This window comes from Bacillota bacterium (genome assembly GCA_013178415.1).
GTDB lineage: Bacteria > Bacillota > SHA-98 > Ch115 > Ch115 > Ch115.
This window is the reverse complement of sequence record JABLXA010000007.1, coordinates 130,085-152,201: the sequence shown is the minus strand read 5'-3', so window position 1 is coordinate 152,201 and position 22,117 is coordinate 130,085. Positions and strand designations below refer to the sequence as shown.

General features: G+C 49.4%; 18 protein-coding genes and 2 CRISPR repeat arrays (1 of these 20 only partly in view). Of the genes, 8 read left to right on the top strand and 10 right to left on the bottom strand.

All coding sequences use genetic code 11. The features are described 5' to 3' along the window. Positions 1 to 278: 278 nt before the first annotated feature. From HPY52_08095 to HPY52_08060, 8 genes are all read right to left on the bottom strand, one after another. A complete protein-coding gene (locus HPY52_08095) occupies positions 279 to 602 on the bottom strand; it encodes a type II toxin-antitoxin system HicB family antitoxin (GenBank protein ID NPV80223.1) in 324 nt (107 codons plus the stop codon). Positions 603 to 712: 110 nt separating this feature from the next. Continuing rightward, positions 713 to 1,876: a hypothetical protein gene (locus tag HPY52_08090; protein NPV80222.1), complete on the bottom strand. Its 1,164-nt coding sequence runs from the start codon at positions 1,874 to 1,876 to the stop codon at positions 713 to 715. Positions 1,877 to 1,955: 79 nt separating this feature from the next. Then, entirely contained in the window at positions 1,956 to 3,062 is a 1,107-nt protein-coding gene (locus HPY52_08085) for a hypothetical protein (protein ID NPV80221.1), read from the bottom strand. Positions 3,063 to 3,186: 124 nt separating this feature from the next. Next, a complete protein-coding gene (locus HPY52_08080) occupies positions 3,187 to 4,050 on the bottom strand; it encodes a carbohydrate ABC transporter permease (protein ID NPV80220.1) in 864 nt (287 codons plus the stop codon). A 13-nt stretch (positions 4,051 to 4,063) separates the two neighbouring features. After that, the gene (locus HPY52_08075; GenBank protein ID NPV80219.1) at positions 4,064 to 4,987 is read right to left on the bottom strand and encodes a sugar ABC transporter permease; all 924 of its coding nucleotides are present in this window, start codon (positions 4,985 to 4,987) and stop codon (positions 4,064 to 4,066) included. 84 nt (positions 4,988 to 5,071) lie between these two features. Further along, positions 5,072 to 6,355, bottom strand: coding sequence for an ABC transporter substrate-binding protein (locus HPY52_08070; GenBank protein NPV80218.1), 1,284 nt, complete (start codon positions 6,353 to 6,355; stop codon positions 5,072 to 5,074). 431 nt (positions 6,356 to 6,786) lie between these two features. Beyond that, a complete protein-coding gene (locus tag HPY52_08065; protein ID NPV80217.1) occupies positions 6,787 to 7,944 on the bottom strand; it encodes an MFS transporter in 1,158 nt (385 codons plus the stop codon). A 35-nt stretch (positions 7,945 to 7,979) separates the two neighbouring features. Continuing rightward, on the bottom strand, positions 7,980 to 9,035 hold the full coding sequence (locus HPY52_08060; GenBank protein NPV80216.1) for a hypothetical protein: 1,056 nt from the start codon (positions 9,033 to 9,035) through the stop codon (positions 7,980 to 7,982). A 215-nt stretch (positions 9,036 to 9,250) separates the two neighbouring features. Between HPY52_08060 and HPY52_08055 the strand changes: the two genes are divergently transcribed. The 3 genes from HPY52_08055 to HPY52_08045 all read left to right on the top strand — a co-directional run bounded on the left by HPY52_08055 (position 9,251) and on the right by HPY52_08045 (position 10,885). Further along, complete coding sequence (locus HPY52_08055) at positions 9,251 to 9,712, top strand: Rrf2 family transcriptional regulator (GenBank protein NPV80215.1); 462 nt, start codon at positions 9,251 to 9,253, stop codon at positions 9,710 to 9,712. Continuing rightward, positions 9,699 to 10,469, top strand: a complete 771-nt coding sequence (locus HPY52_08050) for a DUF438 domain-containing protein (GenBank protein ID NPV80214.1) — start codon at positions 9,699 to 9,701, stop codon at positions 10,467 to 10,469. Before HPY52_08055 ends, HPY52_08050 begins: the two co-directional genes overlap by 14 nt. Before the next feature lie 89 nt (positions 10,470 to 10,558). Further along, on the top strand, positions 10,559 to 10,885 hold the full coding sequence (locus HPY52_08045) for a cupin domain-containing protein (GenBank protein ID NPV80213.1): 327 nt from the start codon (positions 10,559 to 10,561) through the stop codon (positions 10,883 to 10,885). Positions 10,886 to 11,125: 240 nt separating this feature from the next. Here the strand turns inward: HPY52_08045 and HPY52_08040 are convergent, their stop codons facing one another. After that, a complete protein-coding gene (locus HPY52_08040; GenBank protein NPV80212.1) occupies positions 11,126 to 13,063 on the bottom strand; it encodes a DUF4838 domain-containing protein in 1,938 nt (645 codons plus the stop codon). After that, positions 13,051 to 13,200 (bottom strand): hypothetical protein, encoded by a 150-nt coding sequence (locus tag HPY52_08035; protein ID NPV80211.1) that lies wholly within the window; start codon positions 13,198 to 13,200, stop codon positions 13,051 to 13,053. The genes HPY52_08040 and HPY52_08035 overlap by 13 nt, the downstream gene beginning before the upstream one ends. A 55-nt stretch (positions 13,201 to 13,255) precedes the next feature. On the opposite strand from HPY52_08035, the gene HPY52_08030 reads away from it, so the two are divergent. The 5 genes from HPY52_08030 to HPY52_08010 all read left to right on the top strand — a co-directional run bounded on the left by HPY52_08030 (position 13,256) and on the right by HPY52_08010 (position 19,822). Then, positions 13,256 to 13,480 (top strand): hypothetical protein, encoded by a 225-nt coding sequence (locus HPY52_08030; protein NPV80210.1) that lies wholly within the window; start codon positions 13,256 to 13,258, stop codon positions 13,478 to 13,480. Positions 13,481 to 13,820: 340 nt separating this feature from the next. Continuing rightward, positions 13,821 to 14,480: a transposase gene (locus HPY52_08025; protein NPV80209.1), complete on the top strand. Its 660-nt coding sequence runs from the start codon at positions 13,821 to 13,823 to the stop codon at positions 14,478 to 14,480. 93 nt (positions 14,481 to 14,573) lie between these two features. Beyond that, the gene (locus HPY52_08020) at positions 14,574 to 15,806 is read left to right on the top strand and encodes an IS256 family transposase (protein ID NPV80208.1); all 1,233 of its coding nucleotides are present in this window, start codon (positions 14,574 to 14,576) and stop codon (positions 15,804 to 15,806) included. A gap of 479 nt (positions 15,807 to 16,285) precedes the next feature. After that, on the top strand, positions 16,286 to 16,531 hold the full coding sequence (locus HPY52_08015) for a hypothetical protein (protein NPV80207.1): 246 nt from the start codon (positions 16,286 to 16,288) through the stop codon (positions 16,529 to 16,531). Between the two features lie 270 nt (positions 16,532 to 16,801). Next, a CRISPR array of direct repeats spans positions 16,802 to 18,438; the repeat unit is 30 nt; unit sequence GTTTCCATCCCTCATAGGTAGACTAAAAAC. A gap of 109 nt (positions 18,439 to 18,547) precedes the next feature. Next, positions 18,548 to 19,822, top strand: a complete 1,275-nt coding sequence (locus HPY52_08010) for an IS110 family transposase (protein NPV80206.1) — start codon at positions 18,548 to 18,550, stop codon at positions 19,820 to 19,822. Between the two features lie 423 nt (positions 19,823 to 20,245). Then, positions 20,246 to 22,117: direct repeats of the CRISPR family, unit length 30 nt; unit sequence GTTTCCATCCCTCATAGGTAGACTAAAAAC; it runs 1,066 nt beyond the window's last position.

Sequence of the window (22,117 nt, the reverse complement as noted above, 5' to 3'; positions counted from 1 at the left end):
TTTCTCAAAGGTGGCCAAGATTTCGTCGGCCTCTGGTCCGTGCCGGCAGATTTCTCGCCACCTTGCCCTCAAATTGGAAGATTATAGGTTATGATTATCCATAATAAGGGATTTTGTAGCATATATTAGCCTGGAGTGGCGAGATTTTGGCCAGTTTGGACCTGGAGGTGGCTGGAATTTCGGCAGCATCTGCTCTCAAGTGCCGAAAATCCTACCAGGCTCTACTCTCCGGTGGCGAGAACCTAGCCACCGTATATTCTGAGTTCAGGCTTGTATAGCTATAGACATTGAAACAGCAATTCAGACGCAAGACCCTTCCCTGAAGCTATAGATGCCAAATGCAGAGTTGAAAGATAGCGCAGCCATGTTACCACGCGGTTGCCAGGCGCGCCACGCATGATCATCTCAGTTCGAAGCGGCATATTATGGGCCTTCCTGGTTTCCAAACTCAGAATAATGGCCTCCTTTATGTTTTCAAGCGCCTCTTCCCGCGTCTTTCCCTGACTCATGCACCCGGGCAGTACAGGGCACTCTGCAATGATATACCCATCCTCCCCATCCACAAGAATGACAGGAAACCGTGATCTTGCATCATCAACCATTGCATCCAGCTCCCTTCAACTATATTATACCATCTAGTGAAGAGTACCAACAGCCATATCGCAAAACATCGCTGGACACAATTATCAGCCATGAATACCCAAGTATGGGATCAAACGGACGCGCCCTCTGGATATCTTCCGTATTCCTTCCCCGCCTCATACATCGCGGCGAAATTGGCGACAGGCGTCCGGGGCGCGACATTGTTACCCTCACACAGGATGAACTTGCCGCCCTCCATCACGCCAGAGTTCAGGAGCTTACGGACAGCTTCCCTTATAGCCTCCGGAGGTCCTAGCCTCAAAAGCTCTGGATGAATATTGCCCCTAAGGAGCACATCCGGACCCAACTCCTTGCGCATCGCCCCCAGGTCCGTAGGAAATCCTGTGTCAAAACTCTTGATATTCAGTTCCTTCATGAGAGTCTTGAAATGATGCGAGGCCCTGCCGCAGAGGTGAATTGAATTTGGTCCTCCTAGCGAAAATGTCTCGATAAGACGCCTGTGGTAAGGAAGAACAAACTCCTTATAAGTATCCTCTGAAAGCAATTGAATACTGTCATCAGCAAATCCCCAACTCTGGGTCGGGTACTCTATGCCCATGAAATCCATCCATGCCTTAATCCGCGCGATTATCCCCTCTGTCACAAACTCCATTAGCGCATGGACATACTCCGGATCCTCATAAATGTCAATACATACCTCCGTAGCTCCCCTCAGATTGCATGCGGCTGTAAAAGGTCCGTCTGTGCCCGTTGGCACTCCGGTGCGCCCGACCGGCTTTCCTTCAAATTCAAAATCCTTGCGCTTCTCCTCAAAGTAATGATAATAGTCATAAACCCGCCCCATCAGATTTCCTCTCAAAGGATCCGGGATTTCCAGCTTGAACAATTTCTTCTTATCATCTCGGAGAAGCGGGATGGTATCTGGCACCTCACCTTCCGGATAAGCGATCTTGCATCCGAACCACGCGGCTTCATAGCTATTTTGAAAATCCACATGGATTCCACCCCAAGCTTCTTCTGGTAAACCCATCTCCTGATCTTGGGGGACATTGAGGCGGATCCACTTGGCTGCCTCAAGCTGTACTTTCATCATGATGTCAGGGTTTTCAAAATAATCCTTGAATGAATAGCCTTCGGTATTGAGTTCGGGCGTGAGCAGCCAAAACCTTCTGCTAAAATTGAAGACAACAGGTACACGGTATGGTCTCCCGGCATTGAATGCCTCCCAGAGCCGCCTTACCTCCTCATTATGCGTGGCAAAATCTGTTATCATCATGATTCCCCCTCGACCCAGCGAAACGCATGTTATATCTGAGGTTCACATGGCGCAAACATGACACGGGCAGTTAAAGTCAATATCTACCATACGTCCGCGCTGTCTCAACCATGGCCATGAGGTTTTCCTTTGGTGTATCTCTAGGTATATCATCTCCCGACCCAAGGAGAAACCCGCCGCCAGCGGCGGCATCATCAATGCATCTCTTCGCTTCCCTTTCCACATCCTCCGGAGTCCCCCGCAGGAGCGTCATCGTGTTCAGCCCGCCTTTCAGGCAGACGCGGTTACCGACCCTGCGCTTGGCAGAGGCCAGGCTCACTCCACCGAGAGGGTCAAGCGGCTCAATGGCATCCACCCCCGTGTCCGCCATCATTTCCAGAATAGGATCCGAATTGCCGCAGATGTGGAGATAGACCTTTACTCCCAACTTATGAAACGCCTCTGTCGCCTTCCGGTGATAAGGGAGGCAAAACTCCTTATACTGTCTCGGAGAGATTATACTGCAAGAAGCCCAGGCATCTCCGATATATATGCCATCCACTCCAGCCGCGATCAAGGCTTTTCCAATCTCTATGGAGATTTCAGTTCCGATCTCCATGATAGCGTGCGCTAAACCCGGATTGTCCACCAAGTCCAGCATGGCCTGATCTGAGCCACGCTGGCTCACCAGAAAATTCATAGATTGACTGGCTGCCGTTCCAGCTATGAATGCGCCATCACCTATCTCTTCGATAAGCTTCTTCACAGGTTCGATCCTACCCTGCTTTATCAGTTCATTATGGTCGGGAATCTCAATCTTTTTTACGTCTTCAGGAGATTTGACCGGCGGCTCCGTATCCAGCGGCATAGGGCCATCATCCTCCTGGAGGCGAGCCACCCGCTTACCAGTCTCAACATCTACGAGGTATTCCACCCCTCCATCCTGCTCAACCCGCATTCTCTCTTTCCAATCCGAAGATGGACCGAGTCCCACCTCAAACCCATCAAATCCATAGAACTCCCACGCAGCCTTCAGGGTATCATAGGCCAGAAGAGGGTTCAGAACGATCTCCTTATATCTGACTCCAAGCACCCGGGAAGCGTGGTATGCAGTTATAACGGGGAATACCGGAACTCGGTCCGGCACCTTGAGCTCCATCGCTCTCTTGACTCTTTCCTTTGCTGTCATCTCACCTGCTGCCAATTTTGCTGCACTCCTTTTTGCGACACCGCCAGTCCATGCCGGTATCATTATACATTGCGCCGCCAGCAAGGTTGCCGCCAATTTGAATTGGCGACATGATGTTGGCTACTCTTTAGTAGAGAGTCTACCCCTTCATGCCTGTAAGCGCTATACCTTGGACGAAGGTGCGCTGGGTGAAGAAGAAAAGCACTATGATGGGCAAGGATATCACTACAGACATAGCCATTAGCATGCCCCACTCCATTCCGAATTGCCTTTGAAACTGCTGTAACCCCAAAGCCAGTGTATACTTGGTATCATCCTCGAGGTAGATAAGAGGAGCAAGGAAGTCATTCCAATGGCCCATAAAGCTGAAAAGGCCGACAGTCGCAAGGGCGGGCTTGGAGAGCGGCAGTATTATACGACTATAGATCCCGAATTCCGAGCAACCGTCGATCCTGGCGGCGTCCGAAAGTTCCATAGGAAGCGTCATGTAGAACTGCCGGAGCAAGAAGATATAGAATGCGCCCCCGAAGAATGATGGTATAATCAGGGGTTTGAATGTTCCTACCCAGCCTAGGTTGCGAAATACGATGAAGAGAGGGATCATGGTGACCTGGTAGGGAAGCATCATGGTGCAGATCGCAAGGAAAAATACGGCATCTCTCCCGGGCCACTTTATCCTGGAGAAACCATAGGCCACGACGGATGACGATATCAAAAGCCCAAGCGTTGATGGGATGGCGATTATCAGTGTATTCTTGAGGTAGAGCCAAAATGGAATATATGTGAGGGCCCTTGGATAATTGCTCCACATCATTGGCTTCGGAATCCATATAGGCGGAAATTTGAAGAGCTGGTCATCAGGTTTGAGGGATGTTGAGACAAGCCAGAAGAAGGGCAATATAAAGATTATGCCCATGGCTATCAAAGCCAGGTAGACAATTCCTCTTTCCTGAATCCATCTCGCCGCTCGCAGATATTGTCTAGATTGTTTTGAGACTGCCATCAATCTGCCCCTCCTATCTTCCCTCATAATAAACCCATCGCGCAGAGGACCTGAATATGAAAATCGTAGCTAGTACTATTAGCAGGAACAGAATCCATGCCATAGCGGAAGCATAGCCCATCTTGAAATACGCGAAGGCGTTCTGGAATAGATAAAGAGCATAGAATAAGGTCGAATTGAGTGGACTCCCGGGTGGCACATTACTCCCTACACCTCGAGTCATGATATAGGGCGCTGTAAAGTACTGGAACATCCCTATAGTCCCCATGATGAGGTTAAAGAACACTGTCGGACTCAACATTGGAAATGTGATATTCCAGAATTGGTTCCACGCATTGGCGCCGTCTATTTCAGCGGCCTCATAGAGCTGCTGGGGAATGCTCTGAAGTCCAGCCAGGAATATCACCATGGAACCTCCAACACCCCAAAGCCCCATCACAACGAAGGCGGGTTTTGACCACCTGGCATCCACAAGCCATCCTGGCCCTTCTATGCCGAAAAGGATTTTCAGCAGTACATTGATGAGCCCATACTGGGGATTGAATATCCACATCCACAGCATTGCCGTGGCGACGGCTGGAAGTATGGATGGCAAATAAAATACCGTGCGGAAGAATGCTTTGCCCTTCACATTCTGATTTAGAAGGACCGCAAGAAACAAAGCCAATAAGAGCGATGGCGGCAGGCCGAAAACTAGCATGAAAAGAGTGTTCTTGATGGAGATCCAGAAAAGTGGGTCCTCAAAAACGAGAGCTTTATATCCTGCCAGACCCACCCAATCGGGAGGCTGCAAAATGTTAAATTCTGTAAAGCTATAGTAAAACGATGCCGCTATCGGATAGATGGTGAAAATGAGAAATCCTATTATCCATGGGCTGATGAAAAGCAATCCATTTGCAAGGTTTCTGGCCCTCTGTCCGCGAAATCCACCGAGCATTTGCTACTTCACCTCCGATAGAAAGGACTGCGAATGGTGGTTGGGCCACCCGCACAGAAATGGCGAGTGGCCCGAAGAACTCAACTACTTGCGGAGGGTCTTCTCCAATTCCTTCTGCATCTTCGCCTGCAGTTCCTTTAGAGCAGCCTCTGCAGTCATCTGCCCGCGTGTCACCTGCTCCTCAACCCTCCCCATCTCTTCCTGATATTGCGCCCAGACAGGGATCTGGATATCTCCGAAGGCGTTGGGGCCCTCGAGGAGTTTCAACCCGAACTTCAAGATGGGTACATCCGCCAGAAGTTCTGGGTCCTTGGCGACAGCCACTCTGGGAGGCATGTTGGTGAACACTTTTGCTATCTTCTTCTGCGCGTACGGGCCAGTTATCCATTCGATGAATTCCCATGCTTCATCGGGATGTTTGCTTCCGACTGGTATGCAGAAGATGCTACCCCCGAAGGTCGTGACGTTCTTCCTTCCCCCGGCAGGATAAGGCGTAGCAAAGAGACCATATTCCAGTTTGGGATTATATTTCTCCCCAAACTGCTGGAGCCATTCGCCATAATCCTGCATAGCGAGCTTCCCAACCATAAAGGGGTTGTTGGGGCTCCAATAGTTACCAAACCCGGCCGTAAACTTCTGGAGACTGTCAACGCCATATTCAGCCCAATATTTGCCCAGCCATTTGAGAGCTTCCACATTCTTGGGATTGTCAGCAGTTATCTGTTTCTTGTCTTCATCATACCAATCGCCGCCGAAGACCAGAGCCCATTTCCAGATGCCTGCGGGAAGATAACCGAGCCGGGTTATGTTCTTTTGCGTATCCCATTTGGTGAGCTTCTTGGCATATGCCTCTAGTTCATTCAACATTTCAGGCGGTTTGGCGGGATCAAGTCCCACTTCCTTGAACATGGCCTTATTGTATGCCACGAAGTTGGTGTTAGTAGTCGCAGCGAGACCATAGAGCTTGCCATTATAATGGAATGATTTCCAGAGGGACGGGAAGAAATCTCCTGCCTTGACCTTATCCGATTTACTTACATACTTATCAAGCGGCATAATCCCGCCATTGTGGGCAAGTGCCGCAAGTTGCGAGGCCCAGACTGCCGAGACGACGTCAGGAGCCCGTCCTCCCGCTATAGCCGTGAGCAGTTTCTCATATGCACCAAAAATCGTCGTGGTCTCAACCTGCACCCTCGGGTTTGACTTGTTGAACTCGTCGATTATCTTTTTCAGATCCTCTAATTCAGACCCACCCCACCCGGTCCAGTAGGTTATTGTGACCTTCTTAGCCATGGCACTACCGGCAAAACACAAGAGAGTCAAGATAAGGATGAGCCCCACGGCAATACTCTGTTTCCTCATACTCATACTTGATGAGCCTCCTTTTTGAATTCGTACCTCAGGCAAAAAGATAATCTCCACAACTGCCACAATTGGACACCAACCGACTTCGCTCGCTCATTAGGGCCTTATGAATGATTAGATCTCTCCAGTGTCACCCCCTGTTGCGCACCTGTATCCATTTTAATTGCCAGGATAAGGATCCCAGCAAACCCGATCAAAGCCAGGGTTAACAATGATAGAGGGAATAAGGTAGATAGTTGGATAAACGTTTAACGTATCGAAGATAGATCTACGCTTCAAAAGCAGAGAAAACAACATCTTATAGATCAATAAGCATAACCCCATGATGCAATAACTTGTCTTCGGAAACCTAGTTCCAAAATTACATCACACAACATTATTATACGACACATCCTCAAAAATTCCTCTATTGATTGAGAGCGTTTTTCTTCCATCTACCTTACAGAATGCTCTTTTGTATGTCTGTTCGCAAAGGCATGCGAACCAATGGCGAGACCACCAGCCGCAAGGCAAGCCATTCCGAGGCCGGCGCGTAGGCCGAAGGCGTCTGCCGCAAGTCCCATGAGCCATGGAAAGGCCACGCCGCCCAAGGAAGAGGCCGCGATCAGAGCTCCGCTCGCTGTCCCGGAATACCCTCGTGAAAGCCCGGTCCCAAGGGCGATTATGGTCGGGAATATGCCGGAAAGGCCAAAGCCAAGAATGACGAAACTAAAGGCTGCGAGGCCGCCATTGGGTGCCATGATGGACAGGAGGGACATTCCGAGACTTGTGGTTCCAAGGATCTTTAAGACTCGCTCGCACCCCAGCCTATCAATGACCATCGCGACGAGGAGCCTGCCCGATGTGAGAGCGGCCCAGAAAAGGGAAAGTGCCAGCGAGGCCATGTGAGGCTCAGACCTCATCGTCTTGGTCAGATAAGCCGGAATCCAGCCCGATATGCCTATTTCCGTAGCTCCATAGAAGAACATGATAAGGAGCAAAATCAGGAACCTAGGCTCTGAAGTCACAAAGCGAAGGTCGGAGAGCCTCGGGCGTTCAGCTTCCGGCACTGGAAACTTCTGGGGCAACACAGAGGCCATAAGCATTATAGCCAGAATCGATGGTACCCAATAGACCGGCGGCCACTTCGCACCTTTCCCCATGATAAAGCCAGCAATAAGAGGCGCCGCTAAAGCCCCTATCCCAAAGAACACGTGCAGGAGACTCAGAGCGCCTCCGCGCTTTTCACGCGCCGCATCGGCAAATACCGCATTAAATCCCAGATCTATGCTTCCGTGCCCGAACCCGAAGAGAAGAATCAAAAGTAAGGCTGCGCCCCACACATGGGCAATGCTAAAGGCAAAGAGCCCGGCAGCCATGGCTAGAGCTCCAAATATGATGACAGACTTCTTGCCGAAGATGTCTGCAAGCAAACCTATACTAAGCACGGCAAGCACCTTCCCCATGAACTGGAATGAGAAAATGCTCCCGGCTTGGGCGAAATTGATATGATAGGTATCAATGATATAAGGAAGGGTAGGCGCAATAATAGAGCTTGCCACCCCGATAGTGACAAAGCCAAGATATCCTGACGCGATTAGAGAGCGATTCATTCGAAAAACTCCTGCTACATCCGGCATCCGATGAATTAGGAATAACTGCCGTACTTCCTCACCAATTCTATCACATGATTATACTGCTCGAAACTCACGTTCTTTGGTATCGAATGGTCACTATGGTAGATGTATCCTCCTCCTTTCTTGGCCACCTCGAATTTCTTGCTAATTTCCTCCTCTATTGCCGCAGCATCGGTCATCTTTCGGACATCGATTCCGCCCATGAAGGCCATCTTATCGCCAAACTTGGGCTTCAACTCGAGAAGATCCATCCCTGCCTTCACCTCTAGCGGTTGGAGGCAGTCAAATCCCGCTTGTATTAGGTAGGGGATAAGCTCTTTCACATTACCGCAGGAATGCAGGATGACTGGCATGTTATGTTGGTGGAAGAACTCACAGACCATGGCATCTGTCTCTAGCAGAAGCTTCTGATATGTCTTCGGTGAAAAGAGGAGCCCGTTCCTATACCCCATGTCGTTGAACAGAAATGCTCCATCAAACTCAAACCCATGATCCATCATGATCTTGGCCATCTCAACAAGCAGATTGGCATGAGTTTTGAACATGTCCATTACCCAGTCAGGATCATCCAACATGGCCATGAGCAACTGCTCAGTTTTCAGGTAGCTCTGGAAAAGGTCATAACCCATGGCCGCATTATAGGTGATGAATTTCCCGTCCTCGCGGGCTCTCTGGAATCCCGCGAGACAGCTTACCCAGTCCACCCTCGTTATATCCGGCTGGAGCCTGTCCTTGATCCTATACCAATCCTCTTTGGATTTAATGGGCCAATCTACTATCTCCGGGGTCGTTGAGTAGTCGCGGAAGTTTTTGCGCACGCCACCGTATGGGGTGGTTTCCACAATGTAGGTGCTATTTCTCTCCAAAATCTTAACAGGAAATCTTGGCGAAAGGTCCGGTCCGAAACCTGTTATCTCATAGTCAAAATACTCTGAGACCGAGATTTCCTCAGGAAGTCCCTCTCTGTGCCATCTAGAGATGGTGGCCGCCCAGGGACTATCATGAATGGGAACCCTATCTAGTTCCCGATGTTCCAGGGCCGCCTTCACTCTTTCCCGGCCAGTTATGATCTTTTCTTGCATATGCACACCTTCCCTTCCACATCAAGTCGCCGACGAAGATCGGATCCCATTGAAACCCTTTCCTGATCGAATTCCGGGGCTTTCGTCCTCGGTTTTCTGTAAGCATATTCGCCTTGAAAGTCGATTTTTCCTCTATAAGTCTGCAAAAGACTATTGACAAAATAATGATGATGGGAATAATATTACTTAGAAACTAAGTTATGAGGAAGGCGGTGGTAGTCAAGGTGATCACAAATAAGGTGGAATACCTGCTTCGCATCTTAATGGACCTAATTCAAAATGAATCAAAAGGTTACATGCTCTCCAAAGATATTGCGGAACGGCAGAGTATCCCACCTAAATATATGCCGCAATTAATGGCCCTCCTGACCCGGCAAGGGTGGGTCACTTCCATGCGGGGAGCGGGAGGAGGGGTCAGGCTTGCAGTGGATCCTGATAGTATCAGCATATATGATGTGGTGACGGCAGCAGGAGAGCCTCTTCTGATTAAGCCATGTGTTGAAAAGAAATATGCATGTTCCCTGAAAGAGAGCTGTCCGCTGCTTCCGGTATGGGAGAAGACTCAACAGGAAATCAACAAGGTGTTGAAGGATACGACTTTGAGTGAATTGGTCGAGAATCAGAAGACAGTCAAAGGAGGTATGAAAAATGTCAAAAATTAGTCAATTGGCTAAGGCATTACAGGATATCAATGAGGGCAAGGTTTCGGACGATGAAGCCAGGAAGTTGCTTGCCGGAATCGATCCCATGGAGCTATCGCTCGCCGAGCAGGAACTCCTTGAAAATGGAGTCGAACCCCAAGAACTCAGACGCCTCTGCGACGTACATCTCAGACTTCTCGAAAAAGATGTGCAGGACCTGAAAGCGATGCTCAGGGTTGGCCACCCTTTGCATACCTTGATTTCAGAGCATGAGCTAATCCTCGGGTTCCTCGATTCCTTAGAGGTTGCCACCAGGAGAATCGTGGAAAAGGGGTCCTACTCCGCAATCTCAGAAGGTGATCTGAAGTTGATAAGTGAAATCGCGCTTCATCTGGTTGAAACGGAGAAGCACCATAGGCGAGAGGAAGATGCGCTGTTCCCTGCACTAGAAGAATTAGGCATCACCGGGCCTACCAGGATAATGAGATTGGAACATGAGGAAATGAGACCAAAGAAGGAGGAACTCCTGAACCTTGTAACCCATGTGGATCTTATAGACTACGGCGACTTCAGCCGCAAGCTCCAGGAACTCTCATCGTTCATTGTATTCCATTTGCGAGACCATATTTTCAAGGAGAATACAATTCTTTACCCTGCAGCCTACAGGTCGATTGAAGATCCAAGGAAATGGGCTGAGATAGCCAGGAAATGTGACGAGATTGGCTATTGCTGCTTTACGCCGGGCATCCCTGCCAACCATATGGAGCATGCGTGCTGAGGCGGATGGCGACTCGTGAGGTTCTCTCCGCGTCGCGCGAAACTCTAACGATATCTCAATCTCATTTAAAATGACCAGGAGGGATAAAGATGCAAATTATCAAAGTCGATGAGCTGCCAATGACCAAATCCCCAAGAGGACCGAAAGTCCGAAAAGTCCATTCTTCCGATGATGTAGTAATAACAAATGTTGTCTTGGACCCAGGGCAGGCGTTGCCATCCCATGTAACGCCAGTAGATGTTTTCTTCTACATTCGTTCTGGAAGCGGCAAAGTCATCATCGGTGAGGAGGAAACAGAGGTCTCTGCGGGGGACATCATATTGAGCCCCAAGGATATCCCCCACGGCCTTACTGCCGGGGATAAGGAGACATTTAGCGTCCTTGTAGTGAAGACGCCAAATCCTGACAGGCGTTAGGAGATAGGCCGATGTAGACCGAAAACTGGGGAAATGCTACATACATGCATTCCCCCGTCACGAGACATCATCTACCGGTCGTTGGAGTGCTACAACAAACGCCGGAGGTACGAAAGCGTCCGATATATGGCACCTAAGGCCTTTCATGAAGCATTCGTGTGCAATACCGCGAGTGCGGAATCCTTTATTGCATAATCTCCGAATTGGGGGGCTAGCTCGATCTCAGAGCCAGATATCCACCTAACTGGGTATCTTGGGCTCCCCCCTGAATTTTGGTTCTAATGTTCGGATGAAAAGCCATACATCCAACACCTGATTGAGAGCGTCCTCGCGTTCCCATGCCATGGCCTTGAGCCTTTCCCACCACTGAAAAGCTGTATCCCAGCTCCCGCGCGCACGGGCTTCCAAGGCTCCGGCCAGGTACCTACAGATATCAGCATGATGTCTCAGATAATTCCACGAGGCCGCCTGGCACCTGTTCGTCAAGTTCGCATTCTTTTCGATAATCGGTCTAAATTCCTCAATAACCTCAGGTATTTTACTGAGAGATTCCGCCGCCTCCTGGTTTGTCTCTGGCTTCTCACCTCTGAGATATACTGGATCAAAAAGCTCGGAAAGGCGCTTAAGATATTCATAGCACTCGTGCCAATCTGGTCCAAAGGCAGCCCTGAAGTAGTCCTTGGCTATTTCCTTGAAATCAAGTTCCTTATTCCAAAGGCTCCAACCCATCACTACCATGCCAAGCCCCGTTGGGAAAAAGGCACGCTGGGTTTGGCAGCTCATATACCCATTCAGACCTATATCCCCTAAATGACGAATATCACTATGCAATACTCTGGCTATCTGGATGTAACCTGGATCATTATAGTGATCCCACATGTAGTGATAATCGAAATCGAAGCTATCCCCCTGGAAGATCCCCTGCCAGGCACGCAAAAAAGCCACGTTCTCTTCCACATTACGGGGGAATGACAGGTGATTTCTCTCATAGGGAGGCAGCGCGGGCAGTGAGGCCTCGGGAGTGAATGGTCTACTATATGTGCGGGTTATTGGAGCAAACATCAGGATGAAACGGTCTGGATTCTTAATATACTCGGATTCAGGCGGCCAGAGGAGGTCTACATAGATGAGAAAGACAATCCTGGTATTAATGTTCTCTGCCGTGAGGAGTTCATCCAGTTCGTTCAGCATCCGAACGTAGAAATCCGAAGGTCGAGCTTTCCTGCACTCTTCACATTCGCACTGGTTGTTTGAACCGTCAGCCAACCAGAAATGGAGGACATCTATTTCTGGATGTTTCTGGAGATAGTCGGATATCTCCTGGATAATGAGATGCCGCACCTCCGAATTCGAGTAACAAAGGTTGGTATTCAGGGGAATTCCCTGCCAGAGTTTGCGTTCACCGTTTATGAGAGCAAGGTACTGAGTGACACTAGGGGGCAATTCTGCTGGTGGAGGATAATCCCACCCCAACCCGGGCAACCCAAGAGGCTCACAAGTCCAGCCATGACCTACTGCATGATAGAGAAGATCACGTCTCTTTATCTCATCTGCCAGCATAGCCACAAGTTCCCTGGCCTTTTCAGCCGAAAAATCCTCTGGTTCCCTAAAAGGATTGCCCTTATGTGAGTACCATCGGTCAAAGAAAGTATATCCTTCCCTAAACTGAATGAAATATCCATTAAACCCTACCTTTGGGGCCCACTCAATCATATCCCTAACATGCTGATAGCTCACAGCGCCCTCGATACAAATACCACGATGACGATAGGATGCCGCCTCGGACACCTCCATCGATGCGGCAATGAGATTTACTCTCGGTATGAATTCGCCATCTTTTCCTGGGCGAACCCACCGACAACCAAGCTGCGTAAGATAGCGATACACGGCAAGAAGGACGCTCCGGGGGTTCACGCCGGAAATAATCCCCTTCCCTCCCTCAACCTTTATGTAAATGGCATCATCGAATCTAGAGTCTTTGACGGTAGGTATCAGAATACCGGGAAAGGAATCTACCGTACCCACCCACAAAGCATCACGATCCGGGGGATCATAAGCCTCCTGACATTTTACTTGCACCTTTTCGCCAGTCATATCCTTAAGGTACCTGGCAAGTTCCTCAGAAGCAAATGAAATAGTCCGGTGATCGCCAATCTGGCAGATTTTTACTTCTGGCAATCTGGGGTCACCCCTTTCAAGAACCATTTTTTGTCACCAATCAAGAAATTCCCCCAGGGGTCGACCATGAAATTCCCCCACCCTGCACTTATGAAATTCCCACATCCGATGGCGCAAATAACTAATTCAAGATCCACCTCTCACCTCCTCCTGGTCAGCTGGGAATTCGGTCTGAGTCGACTGGGGTCCCACATGATCCCGATCGGGACGACGAAGCGGGCGGTAGCTCTTGCCCATCATGAAGACATGGTGGGAACTATTGATGAGCCTGTCGAGGGACCCCTCAGCAAGGACAGGGTTGGGAAACAGGGCATACCAATCCTTTGGAGTAAGGAGCTTCGACGCCTTCCGGTAAAGGACGCTGTATCCCCTCTGGCATGCGATATGACCGAGGGCTTGCGCTATGTGCGACTTTGACCCTGCTGCGCCTGCATAAGGCGCAGCTCCAGCGTGTCGAGCATTCGGCCAAGCCTCAGCCGTTTGAGTTTCCTTTCAAGCTCATGGGTCTGCATATTAGTCACTCCTCCTTACCTGAAGAGGATTTTCGGAAACTCCAGTCATCGGCGGATACTGGATTGGCCGGCGTAGTTGAAGGCATTTCCCACCCACCTTGAGTTTCCTCTATTTCCAACCTCCCATCAAAACCTTGTCAGAAAAATGGTTCGGCCTTCCATAAGCCTGCTTTGGTGACAACTCCCTTGTTACTTCGTACTCCATCTGTCCATCATAAACACCAAGAAAGAAGGTCAGATGGAAGGTGCTCAGAAAACCTAGAAGTGTTAGGGAATTCCAAGCCTGGCTCTATGAAAGGCTATCTGTATTATTCCCCACTTTCCATAAACAAATCACCACCCTCACAGAACTTATCGATAAAGTCTATTCCCTTGACCTCGACCGGGCCATCGATATCGTCACTCCGCTATACTCCCACACCGGAAGACCTTCAAAAGACCCTTTAGCCATGTTACGAGCCCTCCTCTGTGGGGTCTCACTCGGGATACAGAGCATAACCAAGCTCGTCTCTCTCCTTAAGTCTTCTCCTGTCCTTGCCACGATCTCAGGCTTTGACCCTGAGGATACCCCAGGGGTCGGCACATTCTATGACTTCATGTACCGCCTGTGGGGTGAGGATAAAAAACGCTTCGCCATGAGAAAGAATCAACGCAAATCCCTCAAAAACAGGGAAACCAAATCATTCGTCGATGGCCCCATCTCCAAAGCAGATGAGCCTATCAGCGAGACCCTGGCCTATGCAGTCATGGATAACTCCTTCCCTCTTGATCCGGACTCATCTATCCTCAACCAGATCTTTTATAGGTGTATTGTGGCAAAGTCCGAAATGATGGGCTTGCTCAAATCTCCTCAGGACAACAAAACTCTCCTCTCTGGCGACAGTAGCGTCCGTATAATGGTGTAAAAAGGAGTAGAAGGGGCCCTAGAAGAAGGAAGGGCTACCCCTCCTCTGGTAGATGAATAATTGAAATAGAAACATCACCAGGAGGAGTAAGAGATGGCCCAGTATCAGGTTACAGTAGACGGAGAGGTTTTGCAACAGCTGTTTGTTCGCGATGATGCACTCGCGAGGCTTGTAGAGCAGGTTGTAAACCAAGTCCTCGAGGCTCAGGTTACCGAGCAACTCAAGGCTGGACCTTATGAGCGCACAGACGAACGTCAGGGGTACCGCAACGGCCACCGGGAGAGATCCCTTACAACACGTATTGGAAGGCTGACCCTGGAGGTTCCACGTACAAGAGCTGGTAAGTTCTCAACAGACCTCTTCGAGCGATATCAGCGGAGTGAGCAGGCGCTTATTCTGGCCTTGATGGAGATGGTCATCAATGGTGTATCAACCCGCAAGGTAAGGAGCGTTGTTGAAGAGCTTTGTGGTACTGAGTTGTCCAGGTCAACCGTTTCTGACCTATGCAAGCGTCTTGATCCTGTGGTGAGGGAATGGAACGAACGGGACTTGAGCGATCGAGAATACCCCTTTGTCGTGGTGGACGCCCTTGTGATAAAGGTGCGTAAAGGGGGGCGGGTGCGAGTGCAAAGCGTGCTTCTTGCGGCTGGGATTAACCGGGAGGGGTATCGGGAGATTCTGGGGTTGATGATAGGGGATAGCGAGTCTGAGGCAAGTTGGTCAGAGTTTTTTGGCCGGCTGAAGGCGCGGGGGTTAAGAGGTGTTGACATGGTAGTCTCAGACGAACACAAAGGGCTAGTGAAGGCGATTATGAGTCATTTCCAGGGGGCAACGTGGCAGAGGTGTCAGACGCACTTTATGCGCAATATCCTGGAGGTCTGTCCTAAGGCTTTGCAGAAGAGGCTACATTCTCGGCTAAGGTATATATTCGACGCTCCGGATATTGAGACAGCCAGGCGACTTAAGGATGAGGTGGCACAGGAATTTGGAGCGCAGGCACCCAGGGCAATAGAGAGGCTTGAAGCTGGGTTTGAAGATGCGATGGGAGTAATGGCATTGCCGGAGTCAATTAGGAGGCGATTACGCACCACAAATGGCATTGAGCGGCTAAACCGGGAGGTACGTCGGCGGGAGAGGGTGGTGGGCATCTTCCCCAACGAGGAGGCAGCGCAGAGGCTGATTGGGGCAGTGGTTATGGAGATTGATGAGGAGTGGACGACGGGGCATAAGTATCTTGACATGACGGAGTATTGGGCATGGAGGCAAGGGCTTTCAAGGAAGGGAGATGAGAAAAGAGAAGGAGAGATGCACTCAGAAGCAGCCTAGAACAGTAGAGTGGGAGGCGATAGCTACCAGAGGAGAATTTCACACAGATTCGGACTTGACCCTGGCGACGGGACACTCATAGACTCCGGTGCTTCCCAACATGGCATCAAAGACTGTGACTGTAAAAGCAAGGGAATTAGTCACTGTGACTGTCCAAGGCGATTCTCTGCCCCTGACGCAAGGTTTGGCTGGGATTTCCACAACGACACCTATGTCTTCGGTTACAACCTGTATACCATTATCGCTGTCACAGACTCAGGCCCTCTCCCTGTATCCTTCGCCCTTCAGGGGGCACACACCAACGACTGTCTTATGTGCCTACTCGCCATGAACTCATATCTCCTTCCCCACAACCTCTGCCCCAAACCCCGCCTCCCGGCACACTTGAACATACAGGGTTTCAAATGATCACTTGCTCTCATGGACCCTGCTCGAAAAGCCCATTTGGGAGGGTTATACACACTAAACCCATTTGGGATTTGAGGATACACTCCTATCCCCCAAGATCTTCTCCCATCTGGAAGAAGACTTACAGCCTCCGCCACCAATCCGAACAGGTAAATAACCTCATAGAGAACTTCTACCTGGGTGAAAGTCCAAAGTTGAGAAGGCGGTATCACCTCTTTATGAAGATCATCCTGGCTGGCATTGACATTCACCTAAAAGTACAGCTAACCCGGGCATCACCAGGTATCGTGCGGGCCATAATTGCTAGGGTGTCTTAAGCTACCCCAACCTCTCCATACCCCTGGCCTGCTATTGCTCAAAACAGCCTCATCCCGCTGCCATCAAACTCCGTCCCTGTCTAATATGTACTCCATAACCTGATCTCGCCTTAGGATGTATCCTTTTACAAGGGCGTTTCTACCACTCGGTGCTAAAACCGGGAATCAAACCTCAAACACCATACCCCATCCAACCTATCCCAGGAGTTTCCGAAAATCCTCGTAGATTAAAAACCTCACGGACGATGCTCTTCAGCTCGTTTGTATCTTGTTTCCATCCCTCATAGGTAGACTAAAAACCCGCTGCGCCCACGGCCACTATGGGGGCGGTGACAGTTTCCATCCCTCATAGATAGACTAAAAACGACACTCAAGGTGGCCCTTAGTTCGATGGGTCTGTTGTTTCCATCCCTCATAGGTAGACTAAAAACCGCATAGCAGTTGGCACAGCCTTCGCTCACGGGGGTAGTTTCCATCCCTCATAGGTAGACTAAAAACCTTAAAACACATTGCCAACTATCTCAATCGAGAGGCAGTTTCCATCCCTCATAGGTAGACTAAAAACTGGCAATAGCAGTAACCAAAGCTGCAATAAGAGACGTTTCCATCCCTCATAGGTAGACTAAAAACTCATCCCTATGCGCTGGAAAGAGATCGACGGATGGATGTTTCCATCCCTCATAGGTAGACTAAAAACGGCGACAGGGATGCGCGAGGACGTTTCATGCCAGGGTTTCCATCCCTCATAGGTAGACTAAAAACCGAAAGGAGAGATCATCATGGCAGAAACCTGTTGGGGTTTCCATCCCTCATAGGTAGACTAAAAACACACGGCAGGCCAATGAACCTTCGGGGGAGGCCCAGTTTCCATCCCTCATAGGTAGACTAAAAACCTCACGCCATATCAGGGGCAAGTGGCCAGGATTTATCTGTTTCCATCCCTCATAGGTAGACTAAAAACCTTCAACTATTTTTAGGTCAACAAGGGTATTCCATAGTTTCCATCCCTCATAGGTAGACTAAAAACCCAGCTCAGCGAGTTCTCGCTCAAGTGCATCCCGTGTGTTTCCATCCCTCATAGGTAGACTAAAAACCCCACAACGCCGACGGGGCTGGTGGTGGTCTCCAGGTTTCCATCCCTCATAGGTAGACTAAAAACGCCGAGGCCGAGAAGGCCGGTAAGGATCTTGAAACGAGTTTCCATCCCTCATAGGTAGACTAAAAACGACCTACAAAAGAAGCATAGCCATGCAAAATATACTGTTTCCATCCCTCATAGGTAGACTAAAAACGCTGCCAGGACCAGTGCAGATGACCATAGATGTGATGTTTCCATCCCTCATAGGTAGACTAAAAACGAGCGTCCGCTTTTGGGTGGGTTGCCCCATCTGATAGTTTCCATCCCTCATAGGTAGACTAAAAACGGATACCCAGGGTAAAAACGTGAATGTCTTTGGCGAGTTTCCATCCCTCATAGGTAGACTAAAAACGGGCGCAAGGCCCGCGCTAGATATCTTTTGAATCGTGTTTCCATCCCTCATAGGTAGACTAAAAACCTGGTTGCCGTTGGTCGGTGGCAAGGAGTGGGGTTTGTTTCCATCCCTCATAGGTAGACTAAAAACGCCTCATACGCCCCCCTCTTATTGTCGCAGTCAACAGTGGCAAGGAGTGGGGTTTGTTTCCATCCCTCATAGGTAGACTAAAAACGAAGCACTATCCAGGGAAATGGTCAGAGATTGCTCGTTTCCATCCCTCATAGGTAGACTAAAAACGCAATCCCGGCACCCGGCCAGCGAGGTGGCGCGGGCGAGTTTCCATCCCTCATAGGTAGACTAAAAACCTTTGGAAGTCTGTTGGATGTCCTTATTCTTTCCCCGGTTTCCATCCCTCATAGGTAGACTAAAAACGGCATTACCGGAGCAGTCCTGTAATGAAATCGGATAAGAATTGATAAAAGGGGAGCCTCCTGGTATAACATTAACAAAACCCCAAAAAGACAGGAGGTCCCCGAAGCTGATGGACAAAACTGCAAAGATTCAATTAGTGCGGTCCAACACCTTGATTGCAGGAGTGGACGTCGCAAAGAAAAAGCATTTTGCCAGGATAATCGACTCTTACGGTATAGACGTAGAGAAACCCTTCGGTTTCCAGAATAACATAGACGGCTTCATTCGTCTAGAGGGTAAACTGCTTCAGATCCAGAAAAAGGCAGGCGTAGAGCGAGTCATAGTAGGGATGGAGCCCACCGGGCACTACTGGAAGCCTCTAGCATGGTGGCTACGAGAACGAGGTTATACAGTAGTCATCGTAAATCCCATGCTTGTGAAACGCCACAAAGAAGACCTGGATAATAGTCCAAGCAAGAGTGACCGTAAAGATACCGGGATAATCGCTGATCTCGTGTTGCAGGGCAAGTTCATGCATTGCATGTTGCCCAAGGGGATTTATGCAGAGCTACGGGAACTGGCCGTAACACGGCGTCAACAGAAGGGGAAGCTGAATGCGGCGTTAAACAATCTGAGAGCGGTTCTAGATGAGTTTTTCCCTGAGTTTGATACGGTTTTCAAGAACCTTTTGGGCAAAGCAGCGAGCTGGGTTCTTGAGAATATTCCGTTTCCCAAGGATATAGTCTCTCATTCGCTGGAATGGCTTGGAGAGCGACTCAAAGAGGCTTCAAACCACCGAGTAGGCCTTAAGAGAGCCGAGAGTCTGATGTCGGCTGCAGAGAGCTCAGTTGGAGTTCCAGACGGGCTAGATGCTGCTCGGATCCGTCTTAAGAGCTGTCTTAGAGAGGTCCGGTTTTATGAGGGGGAGCTTGAGATTACAGAGGCAAAGATGGCGGAGGCGCTGGAGGATGCAGGGTTATCAAGATATCTTTTGAGCATTCCAGGGGTTGGAGTAGTGACGGCAGCAGGATTCCTGGGGGAGATTGGGGATCCGACTAAGTATAAAAACTGGAGGCAGGTTAGGAATTTAGCGGGGTTGAGTCTCATGGAAAACAGTTCAGGGAAACGGCAAGGTAACACTATCATTACCAAGCGAGGAAGATCGGGACTTAGGTGTCTTCTGTATCAAGCGGCGTTAGTTCTAGTAGCCAAAAACAGCGCATTTAGGGCGCTTTATCATTATTTTCTGACGCGCAGGCAAAATCCGCTGAAAAAGAAGGAAGCATTGATAGCAGTAGGACTCAAGCTCCTACGAGTAATGTTCAAGCTGGCTACAGCAAAAGAGTTATATGATCCATCCAAGGTTTTAGGTCACTATCGAGAGGCACAACTTAAGGCCGCCTAGAAGAGAAAAAGGTTTAACGTCTTGGGTGGGGGAAGCTGTTTACTACCATTAGGGCAACGACCCTGTACCGGAGTAAAGCAGGCCCCACCCGCCCTCAGAAGGCAGAACGAAGGACTGTAAGGCCATGAGCCAGTGAGGCATGATAGGGTAAGTCGAGGGTAGATATGGGCTGGGGATCCTCCCAAGGCGTTGAATTTGAGGAAATAAGGAAGGCTGTGGATATGGCGCAGCTGTGGACTTATGGATAACCCCTTTGGGGTTACCCACAGGGTCCACAGCTGCTTGGACAACGCTACGCGTTGCCCACATATCCACAGCCCCGACTACTACGCCGGTTTAATCTATTGAAAAATGGAGAGAAGGCGAGATCGAGAGAGCTAACTTTAAAACATTGAGATAGGTGGCGTAAGTGTATTTTTCGATGTTTCCATCCCTCATAGGTAGACTAAAAACAGATCAGGCAATACGTCTGATTGTATAAATTGTCAAAGTTTCCATCCCTCATAGGTAGACTAAAAACAGGCCACAGCCTGGTTCAAAGCAGAGTGTATTATCCTAGTTTCCATCCCTCATAGGTAGACTAAAAACCCGCATATTGCACCAGCGCCACGACCAACCGGCCGGGTTTCCATCCCTCATAGGTAGACTAAAAACATACTTTGATTCTACGAGAGTTCCGGTTCATTCAGATGTTTCCATCCCTCATAGGTAGACTAAAAACTTGAATACTCGTTGCGGATGTGCGACCGTCCCGAAATGTTTCCATCCCTCATAGGTAGACTAAAAACTCCATATAGGTGACATAAACGCCCGGTTACAGGAAGGTTTCCATCCCTCATAGGTAGACTAAAAACGAAACAATGGATTATACGCTATCTGAACTCCGAAACAAGTTTCCATCCCTCATAGGTAGACTAAAAACGAAACGGCACACAAAAGATTTCTTTATGACGGAGGTGTTTCCATCCCTCATAGGTAGACTAAAAACGCAGTCCACCTTACCAGCATTAAGACGACGGACGGGTTTCCATCCCTCATAGGTAGACTAAAAACCGAATGAAGGAAATCTCTTTGCATCTCCTATCGTCGTTTCCATCCCTCATAGGTAGACTAAAAACCCGCCCCACTGGTGAGGTTGCACATCTGCTCCTGAGTTTCCATCCCTCATAGGTAGACTAAAAACGATTCTTCCCTTTTCACCTTTTCCATATCCTGGAGGTTTCCATCCCTCATAGGTAGACTAAAAACCCCTTTCTCATTCTTTTCCCCTCCCTTTAATTTTCGTTTCCATCCCTCATAGGTAGACTAAAAACCTCGGCAGCCTCCATCATCGCCTCCAGCTCTACACTCGTTTCCATCCCTCATAGGTAGACTAAAAACTTGAAATCATAATCCAGCCCCGCACATATCACCGTCGTTTCCATCCCTCATAGGTAGACTAAAAACATCCGGGCATTGCCCCCAGCGGGGCGCATGTTCTATGTTTCCATCCCTCATAGGTAGACTAAAAACCCGCAGGCAAGATCCATGAGCTTGTCTGCGAGCATCAGTTTCCATCCCTCATAGGTAGACTAAAAACACCTTTGCGGACAAACAAAACATGAGCTGAGCCGGGTTTCCATCCCTCATAGGTAGACTAAAAACTCAACAGGAGATCCTGATCTGTGATGGCATCCTCCGGGTTTCCATCCCTCATAGGTAGACTAAAAACAGTATCCTGCGACACCGGAAGAGGCATTCACGGTGGGAGTTTCCATCCCTCATAGGTAGACTAAAAACTCACGGCTGTGGCGGACCCGTCCTGCTGGAACAAGGTTTCCATCCCTCATAGGTAGACTAAAAACAGTGCCCGGTCCTGGTGGTGCTCCTGCGGTGAAGACTGTTTCCATCCCTCATAGGTAGACTAAAAACGCTGAAACTGCCCAGAAAGAGCGGGCTGATCTGCTGTTTCCATCCCTCATAGGTAGACTAAAAACGCACAGGGTGGCGCGGGACATCGAGAGATTGGCGAGGTTTCCATCCCTCATAGGTAGACTAAAAACGACTGATTCTCACGTCAACCTTCTCGCATGAGGCAGTTTCCATCCCTCATAGGTAGACTAAAAACCGGTGTTTACAGGAATTCCTCGACGTTGAGCATGTCGGTTTCCATCCCTCATAGGTAGACTAAAAACGAACGGAGGCGAGCCAAAGTGGACTTCACTCGAATCGGTTTCCATCCCTCATAGGTAGACTAAAAACGAACGGAGGCGAGCCAAAGTGGACTTCACTCGAATCGGTTTCCATCCCTCATAG